Here is a 20,377-nt window from a genome sequence, read left to right on the forward strand (position 1 = left end):
GTGGGAAGATGAGAATTTATACGCGTACAGGTGATAAAGGTCAAACAAGTCTGATTGGAGGTAGAGTCGATAAAGACGATGTCAGAGTAGAAGCCTATGGGACAGTTGATGAGGTAAATTGTTTTGTCGGACAAGCGATGACAGAACTAGATCCATCTTTATTTCAAGATGTTCTGGCAGACCTTGAAAAAATTCAGCATGAATTGTTCGACTGCGGTGGTGACTTGTCAAACGTTTCGAAAAAGAGGGAACTTAAACTTACAAAGGATGCAATCCCATACCTTGAAGAGAAAATCGATTCATTCATTGAAGAAGCTCCTGAATTGGAACGTTTCATCCTACCCGGCGGTTCAAAACCCGCCGCCACAATTCATATCGCACGTACAGTGACAAGACGGGCAGAACGATTGGTGGTACGTTTGATGAAAACAGAACAAGAGGTTCCAAGTATACCGCTGCAATTCTTAAACAGGTTGTCAGATTACTTTTTTGCACTTGGACGAGTCATCAACTTCCGTTTGAATGTCAAAGACGTAGAGTACATTCGAAGTGCGAAGGTCTTTAAAAAAGGGAAGCGCAAGAGTGAGGAAACATGACCAGCAAGAAACTTAGCTTAATAGCATTATTCACTGCCTTATCCGTTGCTGGTGCAACTATTAAAGTACCAGCAATCATCGGAAGTATCGCTCTCGATGTTTTTCCGGCTTTGGTTATTGCTATTTTGATTGGTGGCAGCGCAGGGGCAATCGTGGCTTGTTTTGGACATCTCATTTCAGCTTTATTTGGTGGTATGCCGTTAGGTCCGTTGCATATCATGATTGCTCTTGAAATGGCAATATTAGTATGGCTTTTTTCAAAACTTTATAAAAATAGAAACAAGGTGCTTGCTGGATTCATTTTTATAATCGGGAATGCCCTTATTGCTCCGTTACCATTCATGTTCTTGATCGATAAACCTTTTTATGTTTCTATCGTCCCCTCCTTATTGATCGGTTCATCCATCAATGCAGTGATTACATTCCTCCTTGCTCCTCATTTGCAAGTCATCTATGTTAACGCTAAACAACAGGAAGCAGAACGATGAGAAACGCGATCATCATCCCTATTGATAAAGATGAAAAGCTGATCATAGCAAGTGATAACAGTGGGGCGATAGGCGAAAAAGAAATGGATGCAGTAAAGGTTGGTTATGATATCGTCTCTTATTACTCGTTTCGAGTGGCAGTGATGGAATGTATGGCTGCGGGAGGAACCCCAATATCAGTCCTATTGCATAACTTTTGTGGTGATGACGAATGGGGAAAACTTGTAAAAGGAGTAAAGAAAGGCTTATCAGATTTAGGAATGGAACATGTATCAATTAGCGGCAGTACAGAAAGTAATTTTCCTTTGGAACAGTCCGCTGTAGGAATTGTTGTAATAGGAAAAGGAAAACCTCCTGCACAAGATATTATACATGGTGGTTTTGAAGCAGCTGTTATTGGAAGTCCGTTAATTGGACATGAAGTGATTGAGCAAAATCAAAAAGTCGCTTCATTATCGATTTTCAACAAGATCTTGGATTTAGATGACGTTTACGTATGGCCTGTCGGTTCAAAAGGGATCCTGCATGAATTGAAACAAATCAATTCTCAATGGTCAGCACAGACAAGTAAACACATAGACTCAGATGTCGATTTGAACAAACCTGCAGGACCATCAACATGCTTCATCGCATTGTATCCCTCAGAACTCAGCTATTCCATAAAAGAATTAACCGGAAGCTTGTACCATCCATTAAATCTAATGACCTGAATCATTAACAAAATGATTTCAGGTTTTTTTCAACTTTTTTTCTTGGCTTTGTTAAATATATTGTTGATTTCTATTTGCCACACCCCGGTGGGAAAAGCGAGCCAGGCGAGACCCCACATTTCGGAAGTGGGTTAATGCAGAGAAGTGATGTTTAGCTCAGGGACCCAGTCACTTGGATCCCTTCAAACTTCCTGCGGCGGTCGACACATTGTTTGACATCCTTATGAGTGAGCCCACGCAGAACCAAGTCTTGGTTTGGTTCGAGCCTCCTCGTCCGTTTTCCAGTGACCTACGTGACTAATCGGGTCGCTTCTGCTTTTCGTTTGCCCGCGGAAAGGGAGTGAATTTCGCAAAAATCAACAAAAAAGTATAACAAAGCCTTTTTCTTAAAGTCCAATCAAAACATTAAAATTTGAAAGAACCACAATCTATTGTCAGGAAATATTTGCATACATACTCCTTCCCGATGAGGCTGATTCTCGTAGTACTTTCATTATCGGTTTCACCAAGTCTCGTTTTATTAAAATGAAGCTACCGGGAAATATTGGCCAATGTATGATTTCTCAATTAGTCTGTTGTTCATTCCATTAATTTTATTACTTAGCTGGCTTAAAAGCGGAATTCAAAATGAACATGATAATGGCAAGCATAATGCCATCACTCTTTGAATAAGAAATGAATACAATAGTATAAGCTATAAATAATATTTGCTCTGATCGGTTATTTTAAATAGGACAAGAAAACGACAAAAGGAGATGGATGCAAATGAATGGCAGTTTCTTTGCAGACCAACCGATGACGTTTAAAAACTTGACATACTCCCATTTGACCTTTGATGAGGTATTCAATCACATTATAACCTTTATGAAAAAGGAACCGCTGGGTAACTATAAGCTGATGATCGGGACGGATTCCCATGTTTACCAGAATGAAACGATATTCATTACAGGATTGGTCATTCAAAGAGTTGGGAGAGGGGCATGGGCTTGTTATCGGAAATTACGCTACCCAGAACCAATCCGAAATTTACATCAAAAGATTTCAATTGAAACGTCACTGACCGAAGAAGTTGCATTTCTGTTCAATGAATCCTTGAAGAACAAATTAGTCCACATCGTTCTGCCTCATGTATATAAAGGATCGAGCTTCTGCATGGAAGGACACCTCGATATAGGAAAAGGAAAGCGTAACAAAACGAGGGAATTCGTTGCAGAAATGGTAGCAAGAATTGAAGCTCACGGCATTGAAGCGAAAATTAAACCAGAATCACTTGTAGCATCGAGTTATGCAAACCGCTATACCAAATAGATATTAGTTGTCCAGAAAAATATTTTAATGTTTTCAAACAAAACAGGTTCGATTCACCGGAGCTGTTTTTTTATTTTCACAAGAGTCCAAATGCCTATGATTGCGGCATTTTCGACTAAAAACAGCCTGCCAATATTTGTCGAAAAATAAATCTATCTTTTATTAATTTTAAGGATTATACTATTCTAGAATTTACTACTATTTTTAGGGGGAAAGATTGAGTTGAAGCGTTTCTTGACAGCATTTTTCATTACCGTATTTTGTGTTGTGACTTTACCTTTTAACGCTTCTGCTGCACCAGCAGAAAAAGAGCTTCAGAGCTATTTGAATGAAATTGGATGGACGAAGGAAGAGTTAACGGAATATCTTGATTTCCATGATTTTACCTTAGAAGATTTTGAAGACATGGATGATCTAAAAGACTTCCTTGGTGCGGTTTTGACAGTAGACATCATGAATGAATTGCTTGAAGAGTATGGAATGACGCATAAAGAAGCAACAAAACTACTTGTTTCAAACGGTGAATTGGAAGAAGGGGAAAGCATTCTGGATGTATACACGTTCAGAGATGATCTCGATAGCGATCTCTACTTCTACTCGTTAACACCTATTACAGATGAAACGTTGGTTGAGCTGCTTGATCAATATAATATGACGTTAGAAGAATTGGAAGCTCTCTTAGCAGAAAATGATGATGAACTTGCTAACTATGACACGATTGAAGATCTTGAATTCATGCTGGATTTCTATATAAATGGTCCTGAGATTGATATGATAGAGTTTGATGATCTTCTTAATCAAATTGGCTTCACAGATGAAGAGTTCGAAAAGTTATTGAGTCATTTCGAAACATTGAATTATGAGGATCCAACTTTTCTAGAAAGATTGGACAACCTTGCCAATCGAATGATGGCTTTTGAAGAGTTTGATACAGCTACTGAATTGAGTGGAGAGCAGATTGCTGAACTTCTGGATATTTTTAGCGAATTGCTCGATTTATTTGAGCTTGATGTAAAGTTTTATCTAGTCAAAGGGGATGAAGTGAAAGCAATCTCATTAAAGGCATTGATGTCCATGGAAGACACTCAAGGGTATGACCTTAAAATTGAACTTTACAACAAGAATGGAGAATTTCTTGCTGATTTCCTCTTCACGGCAGAGATGTTTGGATCAGAGTTTGTAAAAGAAATAGGCAGTGATTTGAAACAGACAGAAAAAGTCGTTCAGAAACCGGTAGCCAAAACAGTAAAAGGTGCAAAATTACCGAAAACAGCTTCACATTATGTAGAGAATACAGCTGCTGGTATTTTTGCAGCAATGTTCGGATTCATTCTATACCGACGTTTCAAAGTGAGAAACGTATAAATGAGAAAGAAAAAGAGAGGAAGAATCAAGCAATTGGTTCTTCTTTCCCTATGTAGTGGACTGATTGTAGGTGGTCTCTGGTTTTCAAGTACAAATGCTTATAAGTTTTTAAAAGGATACTTGCTATTTAAAACCGGACAAGTTTCAACCGTAGAAGCTTCTCTAAACAACAAAACTCATAAGACAGAAACCGAGTCAGAACAGGTAGAAAAAGAGAATCCACTTTATCCTGAGAGACCTAAAAAAGGTGAACGGATTGGGGAGTTGGTTATACCGAAACTTGAGGCTTCTTTACCAATCTATCATGGAACGGATGAAGATGAATTGGAAAATGGTGTTGGCCATTTTGCAGGAAGTGTTTTACCCGGTGAAAATGATAATGCTGTGCTGGCTGGCCACCGTGACACTGTCTTTCGAAAACTTGGCGAAGTCGGAGTAAACGACATTCTTATCGTTAAGACTTCAGCAGGCGAATTCACATACAAAGTTAGTAAGGTGCGTATTGTGGATGAAGATGATCGTACTGTCATAGTCCCAAAACCGAGAGCAACACTAACCGTTTCGACTTGCTATCCATTTGATTTTATCGGTGCTGCCCCAGAACGATATGTGCTGATAGCTGAACTGAAAAGAAATTCATCCCGAAGCCGTTGACAATGTTCGACGGCTTTTTTATTCCGATTTTTATAAGTAATAGGACCTACTTTAAATTGTCAGAATACCTTTAATTTTAAAATAATGGTTCTTTTAAACTATTTTGGAAATTAGTGATATCGCTCTATTTTTCCAAATCTTTCTTTCAAGTATAATTGAACCAAGAACAAAAGGGTATTTTTTCCTAGACAAAATTTTCACTTTAACACGAAAGTCAAGTGAATGATAAAAGGCAAACCCGTTCGAAAGTCGGGGACGCAAAGCCGCGAATCTAAACCATTACCAATGGCATGACCGTCGGGCTGCTCACAAACACTTGGCTTTTTATGTCTTTTTTTGTAGACGTGATTTCCGCAGGTAACTACAAGCCTATTACTTGTTCACTGTGAGTTCTTGCCTAATCGATTTTATGCTGGAGTTTCACAGTTTTCGCTTTCTAAGCGTACAGATAGATTCTATTACATTTTTAAGGAGGTCCAAATGCGCATCGGTGAACTTTTGATCATGAATGGTTTGATAACCCAAGAACAACTGGAAAAATCACTTCAATTACAGAAACACTCATTTAAGAAAATCGGTGAAATCCTTGTGGAAGAAGGGATGATTACAGAACGTCAATTAGTAGAAGCATTGGAATTCCAACTCGGCATTCCTGTAATCAATATGGATGAAGCTGCCCCGAGCCGTAACACCTTACAGCTGATCCATGAATCGGTAGCTCGAAAGCACTGCATGATACCAATTGAGCAAAAAGATGGAAGAGTGAAGGTCGCGATGATCGATCCCTTGAATCAAGAAGCGATCAAAGATGTTCAAGTGGCTTCTGGTATGGTTGTCCAACCGTGTTTGGCTACACGTAGTGAATTGGAAATGGCGATAATCGACCATTATGGTTTGTTGGATTCTGTGAAAGAATTATCCGATATCATTGACTATGGGTTACAACAAAACGCAAGTGACATCCACCTTGATGCTGATAAAGAGGGTCTTGTGGTCAGGTATCGTATCAATCAGATGCTTGAAAAACAAAAGACTATTCCAAAACAGTTGCAAGAGGCTGTGATCGCAAGAATCAAAACCATTTCAAATATGGATACATCAGAACGAAAATTACCTCAATGCGGATACATACATAAAGATTTTTATAACAATGACTTTGATTTTCGTGTTTCAACAGTTCCTACTATTGATGGTGAAAATGTAGTCCTAAGTTTATTGAAACATTCCGAAGACTTTTTCAAACTGGAAGATTTCAGCTTTACCAATATGAACAAACAAAAATTAGAAGATTCGTTGGATAGGGGGAAAGGCTTGGTATTGATTGCAGGACCTGCAGTCAGCGGAAAATCAACTCAACTCTATGCCATATTGAACCATATGAACATCGATAAGCGAAAAATCGTTTCTGTAGAAAGTCCTGTGGAACGAAGGATAAAGGGGGTCATGCAAGTAGAGGTTGATGAAGCTCTAGGCTTCACGTTTCCATATGGAATGAGGACAATCATGAATCAGGACCCGAATCTCATCATGGTCAGTGACATTCCAGATTCAGAGACTGGTGAAGTTGCAACAAGGGCAGCATTATCAGGCAGACTAGTTGTTGGATCGATTCACGGATATGATACGATTTATACGATCAGGCGGTTATTGGATATGGGAATTGAACCCTATCTGATCGCCTCCTCACTTTCATGTATTGTAGCCCAAAGACTCGTGCCGCGTATATGTAAAAGATGTGCAAAGAGTATGCCTGCTTCTGATGAAGAGTCGAAGCTTTTTGAGGCCCACGACTTGTTAGATTTAGAAGACCAAAAAGAAAAAAGCAAAATCGGTAATTTCCGCTCCTTCGTTACTACGAATAAAAGCTCTAAAGTAGCAGTAGTTCGAGGTGACGGTTGTAAGCTCTGTAACAATTCCGGTTATAAAGGATTCATCGGGGTCCATGAAGTCTTGACGATCGATGATGGACTTCGGGAACTGATCCTCCAAAAGAAGCCGATTGAAGAATTCAAGGATTACCTTAAAGAAAATGAGTACAAAACAATTTTGTATGACGGCCTATCAAAAGCACGAGAAGGTCTAACAACAGTCGAGGAAGTACTAAAAGCAGTCAATTGAAGTATGCACGAATAAAATTCAGGGGGAATGCAAATGTCTTATACGTTTCTAGTAGTCGATGATACCAGTTTCATGCGAAAAATGGCAGCAGATTGTCTTAAACAATATGGCCATACCGTAGCTGGGGAAGCAGTCAATGGAAAAGAAGCTGTACATAAATATAAAACCCTCCAGCCTCAAGTAGTCATGATGGACCTTACAATGCCTGAAATGAATGGGATTGAAGCCATTAAAGAAATTTTAAAAATAGACGCTGAAGCAGTCATCCTTGTTTGTTCCGCCAGTAACCAGAAAGATATGATCCAGGAAGCTTTGGATGCAGGAGCAGTCGGATATTTAATGAAGCCTTTTAAACCGGATTACATGAACGAAATCATCAAAAAGTATGCTGAGCCCCACTTGAAGAGTGCAGAAGCTGAAATTTCTGAAACAGCAGCAAGTAGTAATACAAATGAAACTGAGGAAGTTATATCAGAGATCGCAGCCGCAGTTGAAACAATGAAAGAGGAAAAAGAAGAAGTGGAAACTGAAGCGGCAGCCAGAGAAACCGTTGCACAAACTAAGGAAGAAGGCACACGCCCTGTTGGACAGCCTGAAACATATAAAGCATCTCCAGAACGTGTAAATGAACAAAATCCGAAACCGGCACCAACCAGAAACAGTAAAATTAAATTTCTAACAAGTTATATGTGCAATTGGGAGGAAGAGGTTCAAGGTGAAACAAAGAGTTTTGCTTTCACGTATACAGAAAATGATCAGAACGTCTGTTTAGAAATGATCGATGCATCCAATGAAAAACAATCCATACCTCTATCTCTCGATGGTTTCCGTGATCTTCACGGGTGGCTTGAGCAACGACTTGAAGAAGGTAAAAATATGAGATAATTCAACAAGGGACTGTCCCAAAAATGTTGTTAAGTTCGGAGAGACTCAGACATTTTTTGACAGCCCCTTTATTTTTTCCTGCTTTCTGTAAAGGGCTTTCCTATTCATTGTAGAAGAGTAGATAGACTGGCTATTTAGGAGGGAAGAAAAGTGCTGAAAAATGATAATCTCATTGAAAACACATTAAGACGAATCAATAACGTTGAAGATTTTTCCGGCGTAGTTCATATGGAAAAAGATAAAGACACTCTCATTCTTACGCAGGCAGGGTATGCTAATCGAGCAGAAAAAATTGCGAATAATATAGATACCCGATTCGGAATCGCTTCAGGATGTAAACTTTTCACAGCTGTAGCGATCTGCCAATTAGTAGAAAGTGGAATGCTATCTTTTGAGACAAAGATAACGGATTGTCTGGATTATGATTTCCCGAACTTTGATTCCGAAGTAACAGTTCACCATCTTTTGACCCACAGCGCGGGAATTCCAGATTATTTCGACGAGGATATAATGGATGACTTTGAGGAGCTTTGGATCAAGCAACCTATGTATCTTTTAAAAGAATTGAAAGATTTTCTCCCTATGTTTCAAAACAAGAATATGGCCTTTAAACCTGGTGAAAGATTTCATTACAATAATGCGGGATTCATCCTTCTCGGCTTGATTGTGGAGAAGAGGACTGGAGTTGGTTTTACTGATTATATAGAAGAGAACATTTTCAGAAGATGCGAAATGAATGAATCAGGATATTTTTCATTAGACAGACTCCCTGAGAATACTGCCCTAGGATATATTGAAGAAAATGGAACTTGGAGGACAAATACTTACTCCATTCCTATTAAAGGGGGATCAGATGGAGGTGCATACGTCAGTGCACCGGATATGAATAAGCTTTGGGATGGCCTATTCAGCTATAAGCTCTTAGGTGAACCGACTACAAACATGTTATTAAGTTCCCATATTGAGGTTAAGCCTTATGTCTATTACGGATACGGGATTTGGATTAATAAAAAGGAAAATGATGTTTTCAAATATCATGTGATGGGTTATGATCCTGGAGTCAGTTTCCATTCTGCGTTCTATCCAGAGAGCGGAATCAAACTGTCAATTCCATCTAATAAAAGTAAAGGGCCCTATAAAATCATGAAAATGCTTGAAGATGAACTACTATCCAAAGGATAAGGCAAGAGCTTTAGACTTAAAACATAGCAAGAGAGCTTGGAACGCAAGCTCTCTTGGTTTTTATACAATCGTTTCTTTTCAATTCTTTTTCTTCTGTTTTTCAATTTCCTCCGTAATTACAAAAGCAAGATCTTCGTTACCGAACATTGATAAGACACCGAGTAATGTCTGATCTCCGATTTCCCCAGCTTCTTCTTTTGATACAGTAAGATCAAATGCCTGTTTAAGTGATGGATTGGAGGCTTGTTTTGGATAAGCTCTCTTATAAAGTTCTTCAGGATCAAGATCATTGTTAACACACCATTGCGCAAAAACAAGAATCATCATCTGTTCATCCCGTTGATAATTTTCAATTATCTTTTCTTGCATATCTTTAGAATTCATCTAAAATTCCCCTCTGCATTCACTTTACTATATGACCCATTATATCGAATACCGAAACAAAGTGAAAAGGGGAAACACTATTGTGTAAATAAAAGTCTTTTTTATACTTTTTTGTTAATTTTCGCGAAATTCGCTCCCTTTCCGCGGGGAGACGAAAAGCGGAAGCGATCCGATTAGTCATGTAGGTCACTGGAGAACTGACGAGGAGGCTGTTGCTGCGCAGGAAGTTTGAAGGGATCCAAGTGACTGGTCGCTGAGCTAGACATCACTTCCAAGCATTAGCCCTAAATCGACAAGCCTCCTCACTTGCACAGGTTATCAACACAAAAATGAAATCATTTTCGTGTCTGCGATAAGAATTCTAAGAAGCTTTCCTTCTGCTGGCTTCGACGTTCACCATAGGACGTGGTGGTATTTAGTCGAAGTTCATTATTTAGCCGAAGATCCTTTCAAAGAGTGTGGAGCCTCGCCTAGCTCGCTTTTCCCGCAGGAGTCTAGCAAATTTCGCTTCAATTAAACTTAGTCAAAAATAATCAGTATTATTTAACAAATCCAAATAAAAAAGCGTATCCTCAAAAAGCTCAAGGACACGCTTCACTGCATCCACAATTATCTAATTCTTATTCAAAAAATCAATGAACTCACGTACAATTTCGATATCTCCTGTGACTAAGAGAGCAGGGAGGAGCATTATGAATCCAAATACTGCAAGGTTAGAAAATACAATGATCCTGAGTGCTTTTTTGAAAGCTTTCATTGTTTTCACTTCCTTACTTTTGCTTTTTCACTAACATCAATACTCGGATTCGATATAGTTTCTGTCCAGATAGGTTTCAACAAGCTCACTAATTTGATAGGATACTTGAGGTAAATCATAATTCTCGAAAGCATGTTCACAACCATTTTTGTAATTCATGGTTTCATCATAGTGTGCCATATGCCGGCGGATTGCAGCCTCATCATCTTGCCGTTCTTGTTGTCGTTTGATGACAGTGTCTCGATCTGCATAAATGAATATCCGGATGACGTTTTCTCCGTACATATGCTTCAGTTTATCTGCACCTTCAGGATTCAGTGCTAGATAAACTAATTTATGGTTCTTGAAAGTATTCACAATGTCCTGTTCACGGATACCATAGCGGAAACCATCTATATCGACACATTCCAAAAATTCATTCTGCTGCTGCATCTTTTGAAAAGTTTCTTCACTTACAAAATGATAGTCTTTACCTTCTTCTTCATAATGACGGGGATTCCGTGTCGTGTACGATAACACCGTTTCCATATCAAAAACAGTAGCAACCATCTTCGCTAGTGTTTTTCGGCCTGAACCATCTGGACCCGTATAAATGAATATTTTCTCATCTTCTTTTACTTGATACATATAAAACCTCCTTTTAAAGTGTTAGAAATTTCAGTTATTTTATTATACCATAAATTAGCAACATTCGCTCACATTGTGTTTGATCTAAAACCTTGCCGGGTATATTGAAAGTGCACCAAAATCAAAAGGAGGCTAATCATGTCACACGAAAATCACCAATCTTTAATCAACACTTTACACGAATGCATGGTAGCATGTAACCATTGTTATGATGCATGTTTGAAGGAAGATGACGTAAAAATGATGGTTGATTGTATTCGAATGGATAGAGAATGTGCAGATATGTGTTCTTTTCTGGAACAAGCACTAGGAAGAGGGACTCCATTTACGGCTGAATTAGCTAAAGCATGTGCTGATATTTGTGAAGCCTGCGGAAATGAATGTAAAAAGCATGATCATGACCACTGTAAAAAATGTGCAGAGGCATGCTTCAAATGTGCGGACGCTTGTAAAAGTCTAGTTGCTTAATGCAAAAAGAGATTTGGGTACATACGATATCCAAGTCGTCAAAATACTGGGACTGATCCAAAAGAAAAGTGTCAAAACCTCTAACACAACATTATTTCAAAATCACGATTTTTTCTAAAAAATGTTGTTAAGTACTGGGGGGCTTAGACACTTATGGTCAGTCTCTTTTTAGATTATCAGCTCATGAATAATTGGACATTGAAAGGTAAAAAATGTTGAGGTGACAGTTCGGTTTGTTTAAACAATGTTGAATTGATGGAGAAGAGAATATGAAAGAGAATAAGTTAGCTCTGTTGGCTTTAGCTTCAATTCCACTGTTGATGACCTTAGGCAACTCGATGTTCATCCCAGTCCTTCCAATCATCGAAAAGGAGATCAACATTACTGCTTTCCAAGCAAGTCTGATCATTACAATTTACTCGATCATCGCCATTATCCTCATACCAATTGCAGGTTATCTATCCGATCATTTCGGTCGAAAGAAAGTCATCATTCCCAGCTTGATTTTAGTCGGTGCAGGGGGTGTTATAAGTGGATGGGGAGCCATATCTTCAAACAACCCTTATACTTGGATCATGCTTGGACGGCTCTTACAAGGGGCAGGTGCAGCTGGTGCGTTTCCAGTCGTGATACCAACAGTAGGTGATCTTTTCAAAAGGGAAGATGAAGTTAGTGCCGGACTTGGCCTTATTGAAACATCCAATACATTTGGAAAAGTGCTCAGCCCAATATTAGGAGCTTTACTTGCAATCTGGGCCTGGTATATCCCGTTTTGGTCTGTGCCGTTTTTAGCTGTAATCGCAATTATTTTGATGTTGTTATTTGTAAAACCACCAAAAGAAACCAATGAACCTAAACCATTCGCTGAATTTTTAAAGGTATTGAAACAGATTTTTGCAAAGAACGGCAGGTGGTTGTACGGGGTTTTCATAATTGGTGGTTTCAACATGTTTGTTGTCTTCGGTTTTCTCATTTATCTATCATCATCATTAGAGACCCGATTCGATATTACAGGAGTCATGAAAGGCATTTATCTGGCGGTTCCGCTTCTAATGCTATGTGTTGCATCTTATATCACTGGAAAAAGGGTAGGAAACGATAAACGAAGTATGGATCGGTGGATTCTGATTGGGAATTTGATATCTACAGGGGCATTATGTACATTGTTGTTTATGAATTCATTAGGTATGATCATTTTATTTCTCTCTGTTTCTGGGATAGGTATCGGAATTGGTTTACCGTGTTTAGATACATTGATTACAGAAGGGATCGAGAAGGAGGAAAGGGGGACGATCACATCATTTTACAGCAGCATGCGATTTATTGGTGTAGCTGCAGGACCCCCAGTCGTTTCACTTCTGCAAAAGTCATCAGATAACCTCGTCTTTCTGACACTATCTTCTGTTTGTCTGCTGGCTGTTACCGTCACTCTTTTCACCTTACAACATAAACCAGGAGCTTTAGGAGAGCAAATGTAAATAAGGAGTGACTTAATGGATGGTCATCCAAAAGTCAGCTCCTTGTTTATCGCAATTATTTTTGTCCGTTATTTTTCAACAGTACTTTAAGGCCTTCTCCCATATCGGAGGCAAGGATATAATTCCTGTCTACAAACACTCCCCAGAAATATGCTTGTTCGGGAACATACTTTCCGATTTCAACCGGTTCTGACGGATTTGTGATGTCGACTGCTCGTACTCCTCCTGCATAATGGGATAGATATAAAGTGTTTCCTTGTACTTTCGGATCATGGACCGTATTCGCAAAGGTGACACCATCCTCTACATTATCAACAAGATCAGTCTTGAACGTACTTAACAGTTTAGGTTCTGTTTTATCCTTGATATCGAAAATTCTAGTATAACCATACGATTCTTCGTATCCTTCTCTAGAAGGAGCATAAACTTCCCGCGTTTCAATCAAAACATTTCCACCCTTTGCAATAGCTGATGAGTGCGCTGATCCTTGAACATCAGGTGCAAAATCGGTACGTCCTAGATATTCTACGTCGTTCGGATTCGAAATATCCAACATAATCGTTCCTAGATCCCAGAATGATAGGAATGCAGTCTGACCGTTCTCGTCTGTCATGGTACTGTGATTGAAGACCGGCCGTGTCTTGCCGTCAGGAGACTCCCAGTGATAACCATTGAAGTCGTCTGGTACTTCTTCCAACATCCTTGGATCAAATTCATAAAGGGTATTCGGATTAGCTGGGTCCGAAACATCCACTAATGCAAAATCCTTTTGCTCTCCGTGTGTATAGTAATCCGCATAGGGATTCGCAGTCAACACGAGCGGCTTGTTTCCTTGAACTGTTAGATACAATTCATGGGTGCCTGGAACCCTTTTATCAAGTTCCCAAAAACCCAAACGTTCAGGTTCATATGGATCTGACACATCATATAGTAGGAACCCACCTTTAGAAAGTGGATTATCACGGTTTAGCTGTTGAATGCTTACCACTGCTAAATCACCCTTAAAGTAAGGAGTGTTTACAGTTTTTACGATAACTTTTTCTTGCCAGGTTCCTGGAATTTCTTCAGCAAATCTAGACACTTCAACTGGGTTCGATGGGTCCTTGAGGTCAAAGACTCGGACCCCGCCATTTCCGCCACCTGATGTATGAGTTCCTAGATAAGCGAAGCCTTTATACGCATACACATCTGCAGTTGAATTCTTTTTCCCATTGTACTCTTTGAGTGGAACCGCTGCAGCTTCATTCCAATGATCCAAGTTCTTTGCTCCTTCTACCATCGGAATTTCATTTAAATCTGCCTCGTGAGACCCTTTTTCAATCGAGATGTCGTCTAGGGTATCGTGTGCTGAAACAACTGGTGCCACTAATGAAAAACTCATGATTCCTGCTAAAGCCGTATGTAGGACTACTTTCTTATTCAATATAATTCCTCCAATTCAAATGGTTTCCAACAAAATACCATATGTTTTCTGAAAAATCAGCAATTTTCTTATAAATAAGCTGAAAGGCAGGGACTAAAAGTTTTACATACCATATACAGATGCCCGGATAACCTGAAAAACTACTCCAAAAAACAAGAGAACAGGGCGTATAGTCACAGTTTTGAAACGGGACGACGGTTTGAAATGTTCTTCGCAGTGGAATGAATAGGTGAAAGGGGAAGACTAGTAAACTTCGAGGTGTCTTATTATGAAAAAATTAACGAACGAACTGTTGGAGGAGCTTTTAACGGAATGTAGACCGTATTCCCGAGATGGAACAGTTGTAAAAGATATACCAGGACAAGGTACGATCGATCAAAATAAATTAGGTGTCTGTATCATCAATATGGATAATGAAGTATTCTCAGCAGGTGATACAGATATGAAGTTCACTCTGCAAAGTGCATCTAAAATTATCAGTCTGATGATGGCGCTGGATGACTTTGGAAAAGATGAAGTATTTCAAAATGTCGGGATGGAACCGATGGGTGATTTCTACAATTCAATCAGTCATCTTGAGTCACACGATGTAACGAAGCCCTTCAATCCGATGGTGAATGCTGGTGCGATCGCCGTTCCTGCAATGATCAAAGGAAAAGATCTGGAAGATAAATTCAGTCGAATTCTTAAGAGATTAAGACAAATTACGAATAATAATTCCATCAAAATGAACGAAGAGGTCTACGAATCTGAAAAATTGAAAGGTGATCGTAATCGTTCACTCTCATATTTCATGAAGAGTACTGGTGCGATTGCTCATGACATAGACGAAACATTGGATTTGTATTTCCGTATCAATTCAATTGACGTTCACACAACCGATCTTGCAAAGCTCGGTGCTTTTTTTGCAAATGGCGGCAGGTTACTGAAAACTGGGGAACAGATCATTCCGATGGAACACATCAATACGATTGAGGCGATCATGATGACGTCCGGAATGTATAATGAAGCAGGAAAATATGCAGTAGAGGTCGGTTTCCCAATAAAAAGCGGCGTCAGTGGATGTATCATCGGTTCAGTCCCTGGGCGATGCGGAATCGGCATCATTGGTCCAGCCATCAATGAAAAAGGGAACAGTACCGCGGGAGGAGCACTTCTCCAAAGAATTTCTCGCAACTTAGAGCTCAATATTTTTTCAGTGATCCGTAATGTATAAAAGGTGAATCGTTACCCTTCAGAACGGGGTGACCCAAACCAAAGTGTCAGATATCAGACGCTTATGGGTCAGTCTCGTTTTTTTACTTTTTCACCTAATTTTTAATAAAAATACCATCAAAAAACCCCATGTTCATTAACCACGAAATAAAAAACCTCTGGTAGTAAAATTTCCTTTCATTTTACATAGTTTTCTATCTGATTTTATGCTAATTTAGAATACGGGTTTTTACTATTAGAAGACTCATCTCATCAAATTTGGGGTATACCATAATACAGGATATTTTAGGCATCGTTTCCTCAATTTATGATGCTCCGAAAAAACTTTGTATCTAATGTACACTTTATTTGTACTAGAGGCATGAAAACGATACACTAATAGCAGCAAATTTCTTTAAAATACCCAACGAGATTACAAAATTCATCATTAGCAATTTGGAGGTATTAACAAATGAGTACTAACCGATCAAATAAGGGACAACCTTGGGAGGGTTTTGATGGACCCAATCTTGGCTATGCGATCGAGCTTTATGATCAATATTTAGACGATCCCGAGTCTGTTGATCCAGAAGTCAAGGAACTTTTTGAGACCTGGGGTGCACCGCCGGCGTCTGCAGAAAGCGTAACAGGCTATCCATCTGATACATCACAATCACTGAGTGATGCCACGACCATGAAGAAAGTGGTCGCTGCTGTCAAGCTTGCGGACAATATACGGACGTATGGACATTTAGCCGCAAAAATCAATCCACTAGATGAGCCACAAACGGATGCATCATTTCTCGACCCAGGTCAGTATCAACTCAGCACTGAAGATTTGAAAGCGATTCCTGCAAAAGTCGTTTGGGAAGATGCGCCAGGAAATATACAAGATGGTTTTGAAGCAATCGAAAAGCTTAAGCAAATCTATACAAAGTCTATGGCATTTGAATTCAGTCATGTCCATGATGATAAGGAACGGAAATGGCTCGATGAAATGGTGGAGTCTGACGCAATCTATCCGTCACTTTCACCTCAAGATCGAATTGAGCTTTTACATCGGTTGACCGAGGTAGAAGGTTTTGAAAGGTTTCTACACCGGACATTCGTTGGTCAAAAACGGTTTTCGATCGAGGGCCTTGACACGATGGTGCCGATGTTGGATGAAATCGTTCACGCAGGTGTACATGATGGTGCACGCAATGTCATGATCGGTATGGCTCACCGTGGACGTTTGAATGTATTAGCACATGTATTAGGGAAGCCATATGAAAAAATCTTTGCTGAATTCCATCATGCACCAAATAAAGACCTTGTTCCTTCTGAAGGTTCAATGGGTATCAACTACGGATGGACAGGTGATGTGAAATACCACCTAGGTGCAGACCGTGAAATAGAAGAAGAAAATCATGAGCCGGCTTGTATCACATTAGCAAACAATCCAAGTCATCTTGAATTTGTGGATCCAGTAGTCGAAGGGTATGCTCGTGCTGCCCAGGAAGACCGCGGTTCAGCCGGTTATCCACAGCAGGATGTTTCTAAATCGTTTTCGATCTTGATTCATGGTGATGCGGCTTTTCCTGGTGAAGGTATCGTTGCTGAAACATTGAATTTAAGTCAGCTTCCAGGGTACAAAACTGGTGGGACCGTCCATATCATCGCAAACAACCTTTTAGGATTCACGACTAAAAGTAGTGACTCCCGCTCAACAAAGTATGCTAGTGACCTTGCGAAAGGCTTTGAAATTCCGATTGTTCACGTCAATGCTGATGATCCTGAGGCTTGTCTTGCTGCGATCATTTTTGCGTACGAATATCGGAAGAAGTTCCAAAAAGACTTCCTTATCGATCTGATCGGTTATCGACGTTTTGGACACAACGAAATGGACGATCCTTTTGCGACGAACCCGCAGCTCTACAATAAAGTGAATAATCACCCTACCGTGCGTCATTTATACGCAGAAGTTTTACAATCTGAAGGGGTCTTGACAGAAGACCAATCCAAACAGATGGAAAAGGAAGTTCAAGACAAACTCGACGATAAATATGGAAAAGTTTCAAAAAATAAAGATGATGAAATCGAGGAGATCCAAGCTCCGGAACAGATTGTCAATCGGTTGCCTGACATTCAAACTTCAGTGCCGTTTAATGAACTTCAGGAAATCAATTCCGATCTGCTGAAGTGGCCAGAAGGATTCACTGTATATCCGAAACTTGAGAAAATCCTGAAACGTCGTGAAAAAGCCCTCGCTGAAGAAGGCGGTAAAGTTGATTGGGCATTAGCTGAAACGCTTGCCTTTTCGACGATCCTGAAGGATGGAACACCGATTCGCTTGACAGGACAAGATACAGAACGTGGTACATTTGCTCATCGACACCTGGTGCTTCATGATCCGAAAACCGGTGAAACCTTCTCGCCATTACACATGCTGTCTCAGGCAAAAGCATCTTATGCCATCCATAACAGTCCGTTATCTGAAGCGTCAGTAGTTGGATTTGAATATGGATATAATGTCTTTGCGCCTGAAACGCTTGTACTATGGGAAGCACAGTATGGAGACTTTGCAAACGCCGCTCAAGTCATTTACGATCAGTTCATCTCGGCCGGCCGTGCGAAGTGGGGGCAAAAATCAGGGCTTGTCCTATTACTGCCACATGGTTATGAAGGACAAGGGCCAGAACACTCCAGTGGACGTCTCGAACGGTTCTTACAATTGTCTGCAGAGAACAACTGGACAGTGACCAATTTGACGACAGCTGCTCAATACTTCCATATTTTACGAAGACAAGCGGCGTTGACAACAAAAGATGAAGTGAGGCCTTTGATCATCATGACACCGAAAAGTCTGCTTCGTAACCCACGTGTCGCTTCAACTCCTGCTGACTTCAGCGAAGGAAATTTCGAAGCAGTATATAATCCATCCAATGTCGGGACGAAGAAAGCAGACGTCAAACGCTTGATTCTCTGCAGTGGAAAAATGGCTATCGATATCGATGCAGCGGTCGAAGCCAATGATCAAGATTGGGACTGGGTCGACATCCTTCGAATTGAACAGCTTTATCCTTATCCGGAAAAAGAGATGGTAGAATTACTTGATCAATATAAAAATTTAGAAGAGGTCGTTTGGGTCCAAGAAGAACCGAAGAATATGGGGGCATGGTTCTATATCGAACCGAAGATCAGAGCTTCAGTATCTGATGACATGAAAGTGACTTATATAGGCCGTCCTGAGCGCTCCAGTCCAGCCGCTGGAGAACCTGATGTCCATAAAAGAGAACAGGAACGTATCGTAAATGAAGCGTTGAGATTGAAAAAGACAGACACAGTTACCACTGAAGGAGGAAATGTATCGTGAGCGAAATCAAAGTACCAGAGCTAGCAGAATCCATCACAGAAGGGACAATCTCAGAATGGTTAGTCGAGGTTGGCGATAAAGTCACAAAAGGGGATTACCTCGTCGAATTGGAAACTGATAAAGTCAATGTCCAGGTTAGTGCTGAAGAGGATGGCGTAATCACGGATTTGTTGAAAGAAGCTGGCGATACAGTAGAAGTTGGCGAAGTGATTGCAAAACTTGGTGAAGGTGATGAAGCACCAAGTGAGGAGGCACCAGCCGAAAAAGAAAAAGAAGACCCTAAAGAGAAACAAGTAGATAAGAAAGCAGAGCAACCTGAAAAAGTAGAAAGTCAAACGAAAGAAGAACCAAAAGAAACAGAGCGTCCAGTCGCTTCACCTGCTGCCCGTAAGCTGGCTAGAGAGCTAGGAGTTGATTTGAACGAAGTGAAGTCGACGGATCCGATTGGCCGTGTAAGATCCGAAGATGTGAAAAATCATGCAGAATCTCCTAAGAAAGAAAAAGCTGAACCGAAGCAATCTAAACCTGAAAAACAAACCAGCCAACCAAAACACGTTTCTGAAGAAAAATCTGATAAGCCGGTTGAACGTGTCAAAATGTCCAGAAGACGTCAAACAATCGCGAAAAGACTTGTGGAGGCTCAGCAAACTGCAGCAATGCTGACAACTTATAACGAGGTCGACTTGACAGCAATCAATGATCTACGTAAGCGTCGTAAGGAACAATTTTTACAGCAAAACGATGTTAAGCTTGGGTATATGTCCTTCTTTACAAAAGCAGTTGTTGCAGCATTGAAGAAGTTCCCTAGAATCAATGCAGAGATCCAAGGGGACGAAATGCTTCTCAAGAAGTTCTACGACATCGGTATTGCAGTAGGTGCTGAAGAAGGGCTAGTCGTACCTGTTGTAAGAGATGCAGATAAATTGAGCTTTGCGCAAATTGAAAAGGAAATCAAGTCATTGTCTAAAAAAGCCCAAGATAAAAAACTGACAATTGACGAGCTTCAAGGCGGTACATTTACAATTACGAACGGTGGCGTATTCGGTTCACTCATGTCATCTCCAATTTTGAATACTCCGCAAGTAGGTATTCTAGGAATGCATAAGATCCAATGGCGTCCGATCGCAATTGATGAAGAACGTATGGAAAACAGACCAATGATGTATATCGCGCTTTCATATGACCATAGAATCGTCGACGGCAGTGAAGCAGTCCGATTCCTTGTAAAAGTAAAAGAACTACTGGAAGATCCAGAATCGTTGTTATTGGAAGGATAAATATTTTAAACGACCCAATAGGCAAATTGCCTTTTGGGTCTTTTTATGCTGCTTGGCCTTTTTTGTAGATAATGACGCGTTTTTATAGGAAGGCATCTTATTTTGTAG

18 protein-coding genes and 1 riboswitch are annotated in these 20,377 nt (G+C 40.1%); of the genes, 14 read left to right on the top strand and 4 right to left on the bottom strand.

Annotated elements, in window-relative coordinates; all coding sequences use genetic code 11:
• Positions 1-8 precede the first annotated feature (8 nt).
• The 9 genes from KOL94_RS06195 to KOL94_RS06235 all read left to right on the top strand — a co-directional run bounded on the left by KOL94_RS06195 (position 9) and on the right by KOL94_RS06235 (position 9,306).
• Positions 9-596, top strand: coding sequence for a cob(I)yrinic acid a,c-diamide adenosyltransferase (locus KOL94_RS06195; protein ID WP_221564983.1), 588 nt, complete (start codon positions 9-11; stop codon positions 594-596).
• The gene (locus KOL94_RS06200) at positions 593-1,084 is read left to right on the top strand and encodes an ECF transporter S component (RefSeq protein WP_221564985.1); all 492 of its coding nucleotides are present in this window, start codon (positions 593-595) and stop codon (positions 1,082-1,084) included. Before KOL94_RS06195 ends, KOL94_RS06200 begins: the two co-directional genes overlap by 4 nt.
• Complete coding sequence (locus KOL94_RS06205) at positions 1,081-1,794, top strand: ATP-binding protein (protein WP_221564987.1); 714 nt, start codon at positions 1,081-1,083, stop codon at positions 1,792-1,794. Before KOL94_RS06200 ends, KOL94_RS06205 begins: the two co-directional genes overlap by 4 nt.
• A gap of 765 nt (positions 1,795-2,559) precedes the next feature.
• On the top strand, positions 2,560-3,102 hold the full coding sequence (locus KOL94_RS06210) for a ribonuclease H-like YkuK family protein (protein WP_483298064.1): 543 nt from the start codon (positions 2,560-2,562) through the stop codon (positions 3,100-3,102).
• 222 nt (positions 3,103-3,324) lie between these two features.
• A complete protein-coding gene (locus tag KOL94_RS06215; RefSeq protein ID WP_221564991.1) occupies positions 3,325-4,467 on the top strand; it encodes a processed acidic surface protein in 1,143 nt (380 codons plus the stop codon).
• The gene (locus KOL94_RS06220) at positions 4,468-5,121 is read left to right on the top strand and encodes a class D sortase (RefSeq protein ID WP_221564993.1); all 654 of its coding nucleotides are present in this window, start codon (positions 4,468-4,470) and stop codon (positions 5,119-5,121) included.
• Between the two features lie 221 nt (positions 5,122-5,342).
• A riboswitch (cyclic di-GMP riboswitch) is annotated at positions 5,343-5,431 on the top strand.
• A gap of 170 nt (positions 5,432-5,601) precedes the next feature.
• Positions 5,602-7,239, top strand: coding sequence for a GspE/PulE family protein (locus KOL94_RS06225; RefSeq protein WP_221564995.1), 1,638 nt, complete (start codon positions 5,602-5,604; stop codon positions 7,237-7,239).
• Positions 7,240-7,272: 33 nt separating this feature from the next.
• A complete protein-coding gene (locus KOL94_RS25605; RefSeq protein WP_221564997.1) occupies positions 7,273-8,124 on the top strand; it encodes a response regulator in 852 nt (283 codons plus the stop codon).
• Positions 8,125-8,274: 150 nt separating this feature from the next.
• Positions 8,275-9,306 carry a serine hydrolase domain-containing protein gene (locus KOL94_RS06235; RefSeq protein ID WP_483298065.1) on the top strand — a complete coding sequence of 344 codons (1,032 nt, stop codon included), beginning with the start codon at positions 8,275-8,277 and terminating at the stop codon, positions 9,304-9,306.
• 78 nt (positions 9,307-9,384) lie between these two features.
• Here KOL94_RS06235 and KOL94_RS06240 read toward each other — a convergent pair whose 3' ends face one another.
• The 3 genes from KOL94_RS06240 to KOL94_RS06250 all read right to left on the bottom strand — a co-directional run bounded on the left by KOL94_RS06240 (position 9,385) and on the right by KOL94_RS06250 (position 11,074).
• Positions 9,385-9,690 (bottom strand): hypothetical protein, encoded by a 306-nt coding sequence (locus KOL94_RS06240; protein WP_221565000.1) that lies wholly within the window; start codon positions 9,688-9,690, stop codon positions 9,385-9,387.
• 613 nt (positions 9,691-10,303) lie between these two features.
• On the bottom strand, positions 10,304-10,447 hold the full coding sequence (locus KOL94_RS06245; protein WP_221565002.1) for a hypothetical protein: 144 nt from the start codon (positions 10,445-10,447) through the stop codon (positions 10,304-10,306).
• 36 nt (positions 10,448-10,483) lie between these two features.
• Positions 10,484-11,074 (bottom strand): guanylate kinase, encoded by a 591-nt coding sequence (locus KOL94_RS06250; RefSeq protein ID WP_221565004.1) that lies wholly within the window; start codon positions 11,072-11,074, stop codon positions 10,484-10,486.
• A gap of 138 nt (positions 11,075-11,212) precedes the next feature.
• On the opposite strand from KOL94_RS06250, the gene KOL94_RS06255 reads away from it, so the two are divergent.
• Together KOL94_RS06255 and KOL94_RS06260 are read left to right on the top strand one after the other, a co-directional pair.
• Positions 11,213-11,542, top strand: coding sequence for a four-helix bundle copper-binding protein (locus tag KOL94_RS06255; protein WP_221565006.1), 330 nt, complete (start codon positions 11,213-11,215; stop codon positions 11,540-11,542).
• A 269-nt stretch (positions 11,543-11,811) separates the two neighbouring features.
• Positions 11,812-13,020: an MFS transporter gene (locus KOL94_RS06260; RefSeq protein ID WP_221565007.1), complete on the top strand. Its 1,209-nt coding sequence runs from the start codon at positions 11,812-11,814 to the stop codon at positions 13,018-13,020.
• Positions 13,021-13,075: 55 nt separating this feature from the next.
• Here the strand turns inward: KOL94_RS06260 and KOL94_RS06265 are convergent, their stop codons facing one another.
• Positions 13,076-14,443 carry an LVIVD repeat-containing protein gene (locus tag KOL94_RS06265; protein ID WP_260412219.1) on the bottom strand — a complete coding sequence of 456 codons (1,368 nt, stop codon included), beginning with the start codon at positions 14,441-14,443 and terminating at the stop codon, positions 13,076-13,078.
• A 268-nt stretch (positions 14,444-14,711) separates the two neighbouring features.
• On the opposite strand from KOL94_RS06265, the gene glsA reads away from it, so the two are divergent.
• The 3 genes from glsA (at position 14,712) to odhB (ending at position 20,269) form a co-directional block, all read left to right on the top strand.
• Positions 14,712-15,659: a glutaminase A gene (gene glsA / locus KOL94_RS06270; RefSeq protein WP_221565009.1), complete on the top strand. Its 948-nt coding sequence runs from the start codon at positions 14,712-14,714 to the stop codon at positions 15,657-15,659.
• A gap of 450 nt (positions 15,660-16,109) precedes the next feature.
• Positions 16,110-18,992, top strand: coding sequence for a 2-oxoglutarate dehydrogenase E1 component (locus KOL94_RS06275; protein WP_221565011.1), 2,883 nt, complete (start codon positions 16,110-16,112; stop codon positions 18,990-18,992).
• Entirely contained in the window at positions 18,989-20,269 is a 1,281-nt protein-coding gene (gene odhB / locus KOL94_RS06280) for a 2-oxoglutarate dehydrogenase complex dihydrolipoyllysine-residue succinyltransferase (RefSeq protein ID WP_221565013.1), read from the top strand. The genes KOL94_RS06275 and odhB overlap by 4 nt, the downstream gene beginning before the upstream one ends.
• The last annotated feature ends 108 nt before the right edge of the window (positions 20,270-20,377 follow it).

The organism is Alkalihalobacillus sp. TS-13 (assembly GCF_019720915.1).
Taxonomy (GTDB): domain Bacteria; phylum Bacillota; class Bacilli; order Bacillales; family Fictibacillaceae; genus Pseudalkalibacillus.

What these genes read in the sequence shown, in the direction of transcription:
- KOL94_RS06255 (WP_221565006.1), top strand. Translation starts at nt 11,213, where the DNA reads ATGTCACACGAAAATCACCAATCTTTAATCAACACTTTACACGAATGC.
- KOL94_RS06275 (WP_221565011.1), top strand. Translation starts at nt 16,110, where the DNA reads ATGAGTACTAACCGATCAAATAAGGGACAACCTTGGGAGGGTTTTGAT.
- KOL94_RS06205 (WP_221564987.1), top strand. Translation starts at nt 1,081, where the DNA reads ATGAGAAACGCGATCATCATCCCTATTGATAAAGATGAAAAGCTGATC.
- KOL94_RS06210 (WP_483298064.1), top strand. Translation starts at nt 2,560, where the DNA reads ATGAATGGCAGTTTCTTTGCAGACCAACCGATGACGTTTAAAAACTTG.
- KOL94_RS06195 (WP_221564983.1), top strand. Translation starts at nt 9, where the DNA reads ATGAGAATTTATACGCGTACAGGTGATAAAGGTCAAACAAGTCTGATT.
- glsA (WP_221565009.1), top strand. Translation starts at nt 14,712, where the DNA reads ATGAAAAAATTAACGAACGAACTGTTGGAGGAGCTTTTAACGGAATGT.
- KOL94_RS06240 (WP_221565000.1), bottom strand. Translation starts at nt 9,690, where the DNA reads ATGAATTCTAAAGATATGCAAGAAAAGATAATTGAAAATTATCAACGG.
- KOL94_RS06225 (WP_221564995.1), top strand. Translation starts at nt 5,602, where the DNA reads ATGCGCATCGGTGAACTTTTGATCATGAATGGTTTGATAACCCAAGAA.
- KOL94_RS25605 (WP_221564997.1), top strand. Translation starts at nt 7,273, where the DNA reads ATGTCTTATACGTTTCTAGTAGTCGATGATACCAGTTTCATGCGAAAA.
- KOL94_RS06220 (WP_221564993.1), top strand. Translation starts at nt 4,468, where the DNA reads ATGAGAAAGAAAAAGAGAGGAAGAATCAAGCAATTGGTTCTTCTTTCC.
- KOL94_RS06250 (WP_221565004.1), bottom strand. Translation starts at nt 11,074, where the DNA reads ATGTATCAAGTAAAAGAAGATGAGAAAATATTCATTTATACGGGTCCA.
- KOL94_RS06200 (WP_221564985.1), top strand. Translation starts at nt 593, where the DNA reads ATGACCAGCAAGAAACTTAGCTTAATAGCATTATTCACTGCCTTATCC.
- KOL94_RS06245 (WP_221565002.1), bottom strand. Translation starts at nt 10,447, where the DNA reads ATGAAAGCTTTCAAAAAAGCACTCAGGATCATTGTATTTTCTAACCTT.
- KOL94_RS06260 (WP_221565007.1), top strand. Translation starts at nt 11,812, where the DNA reads ATGAAAGAGAATAAGTTAGCTCTGTTGGCTTTAGCTTCAATTCCACTG.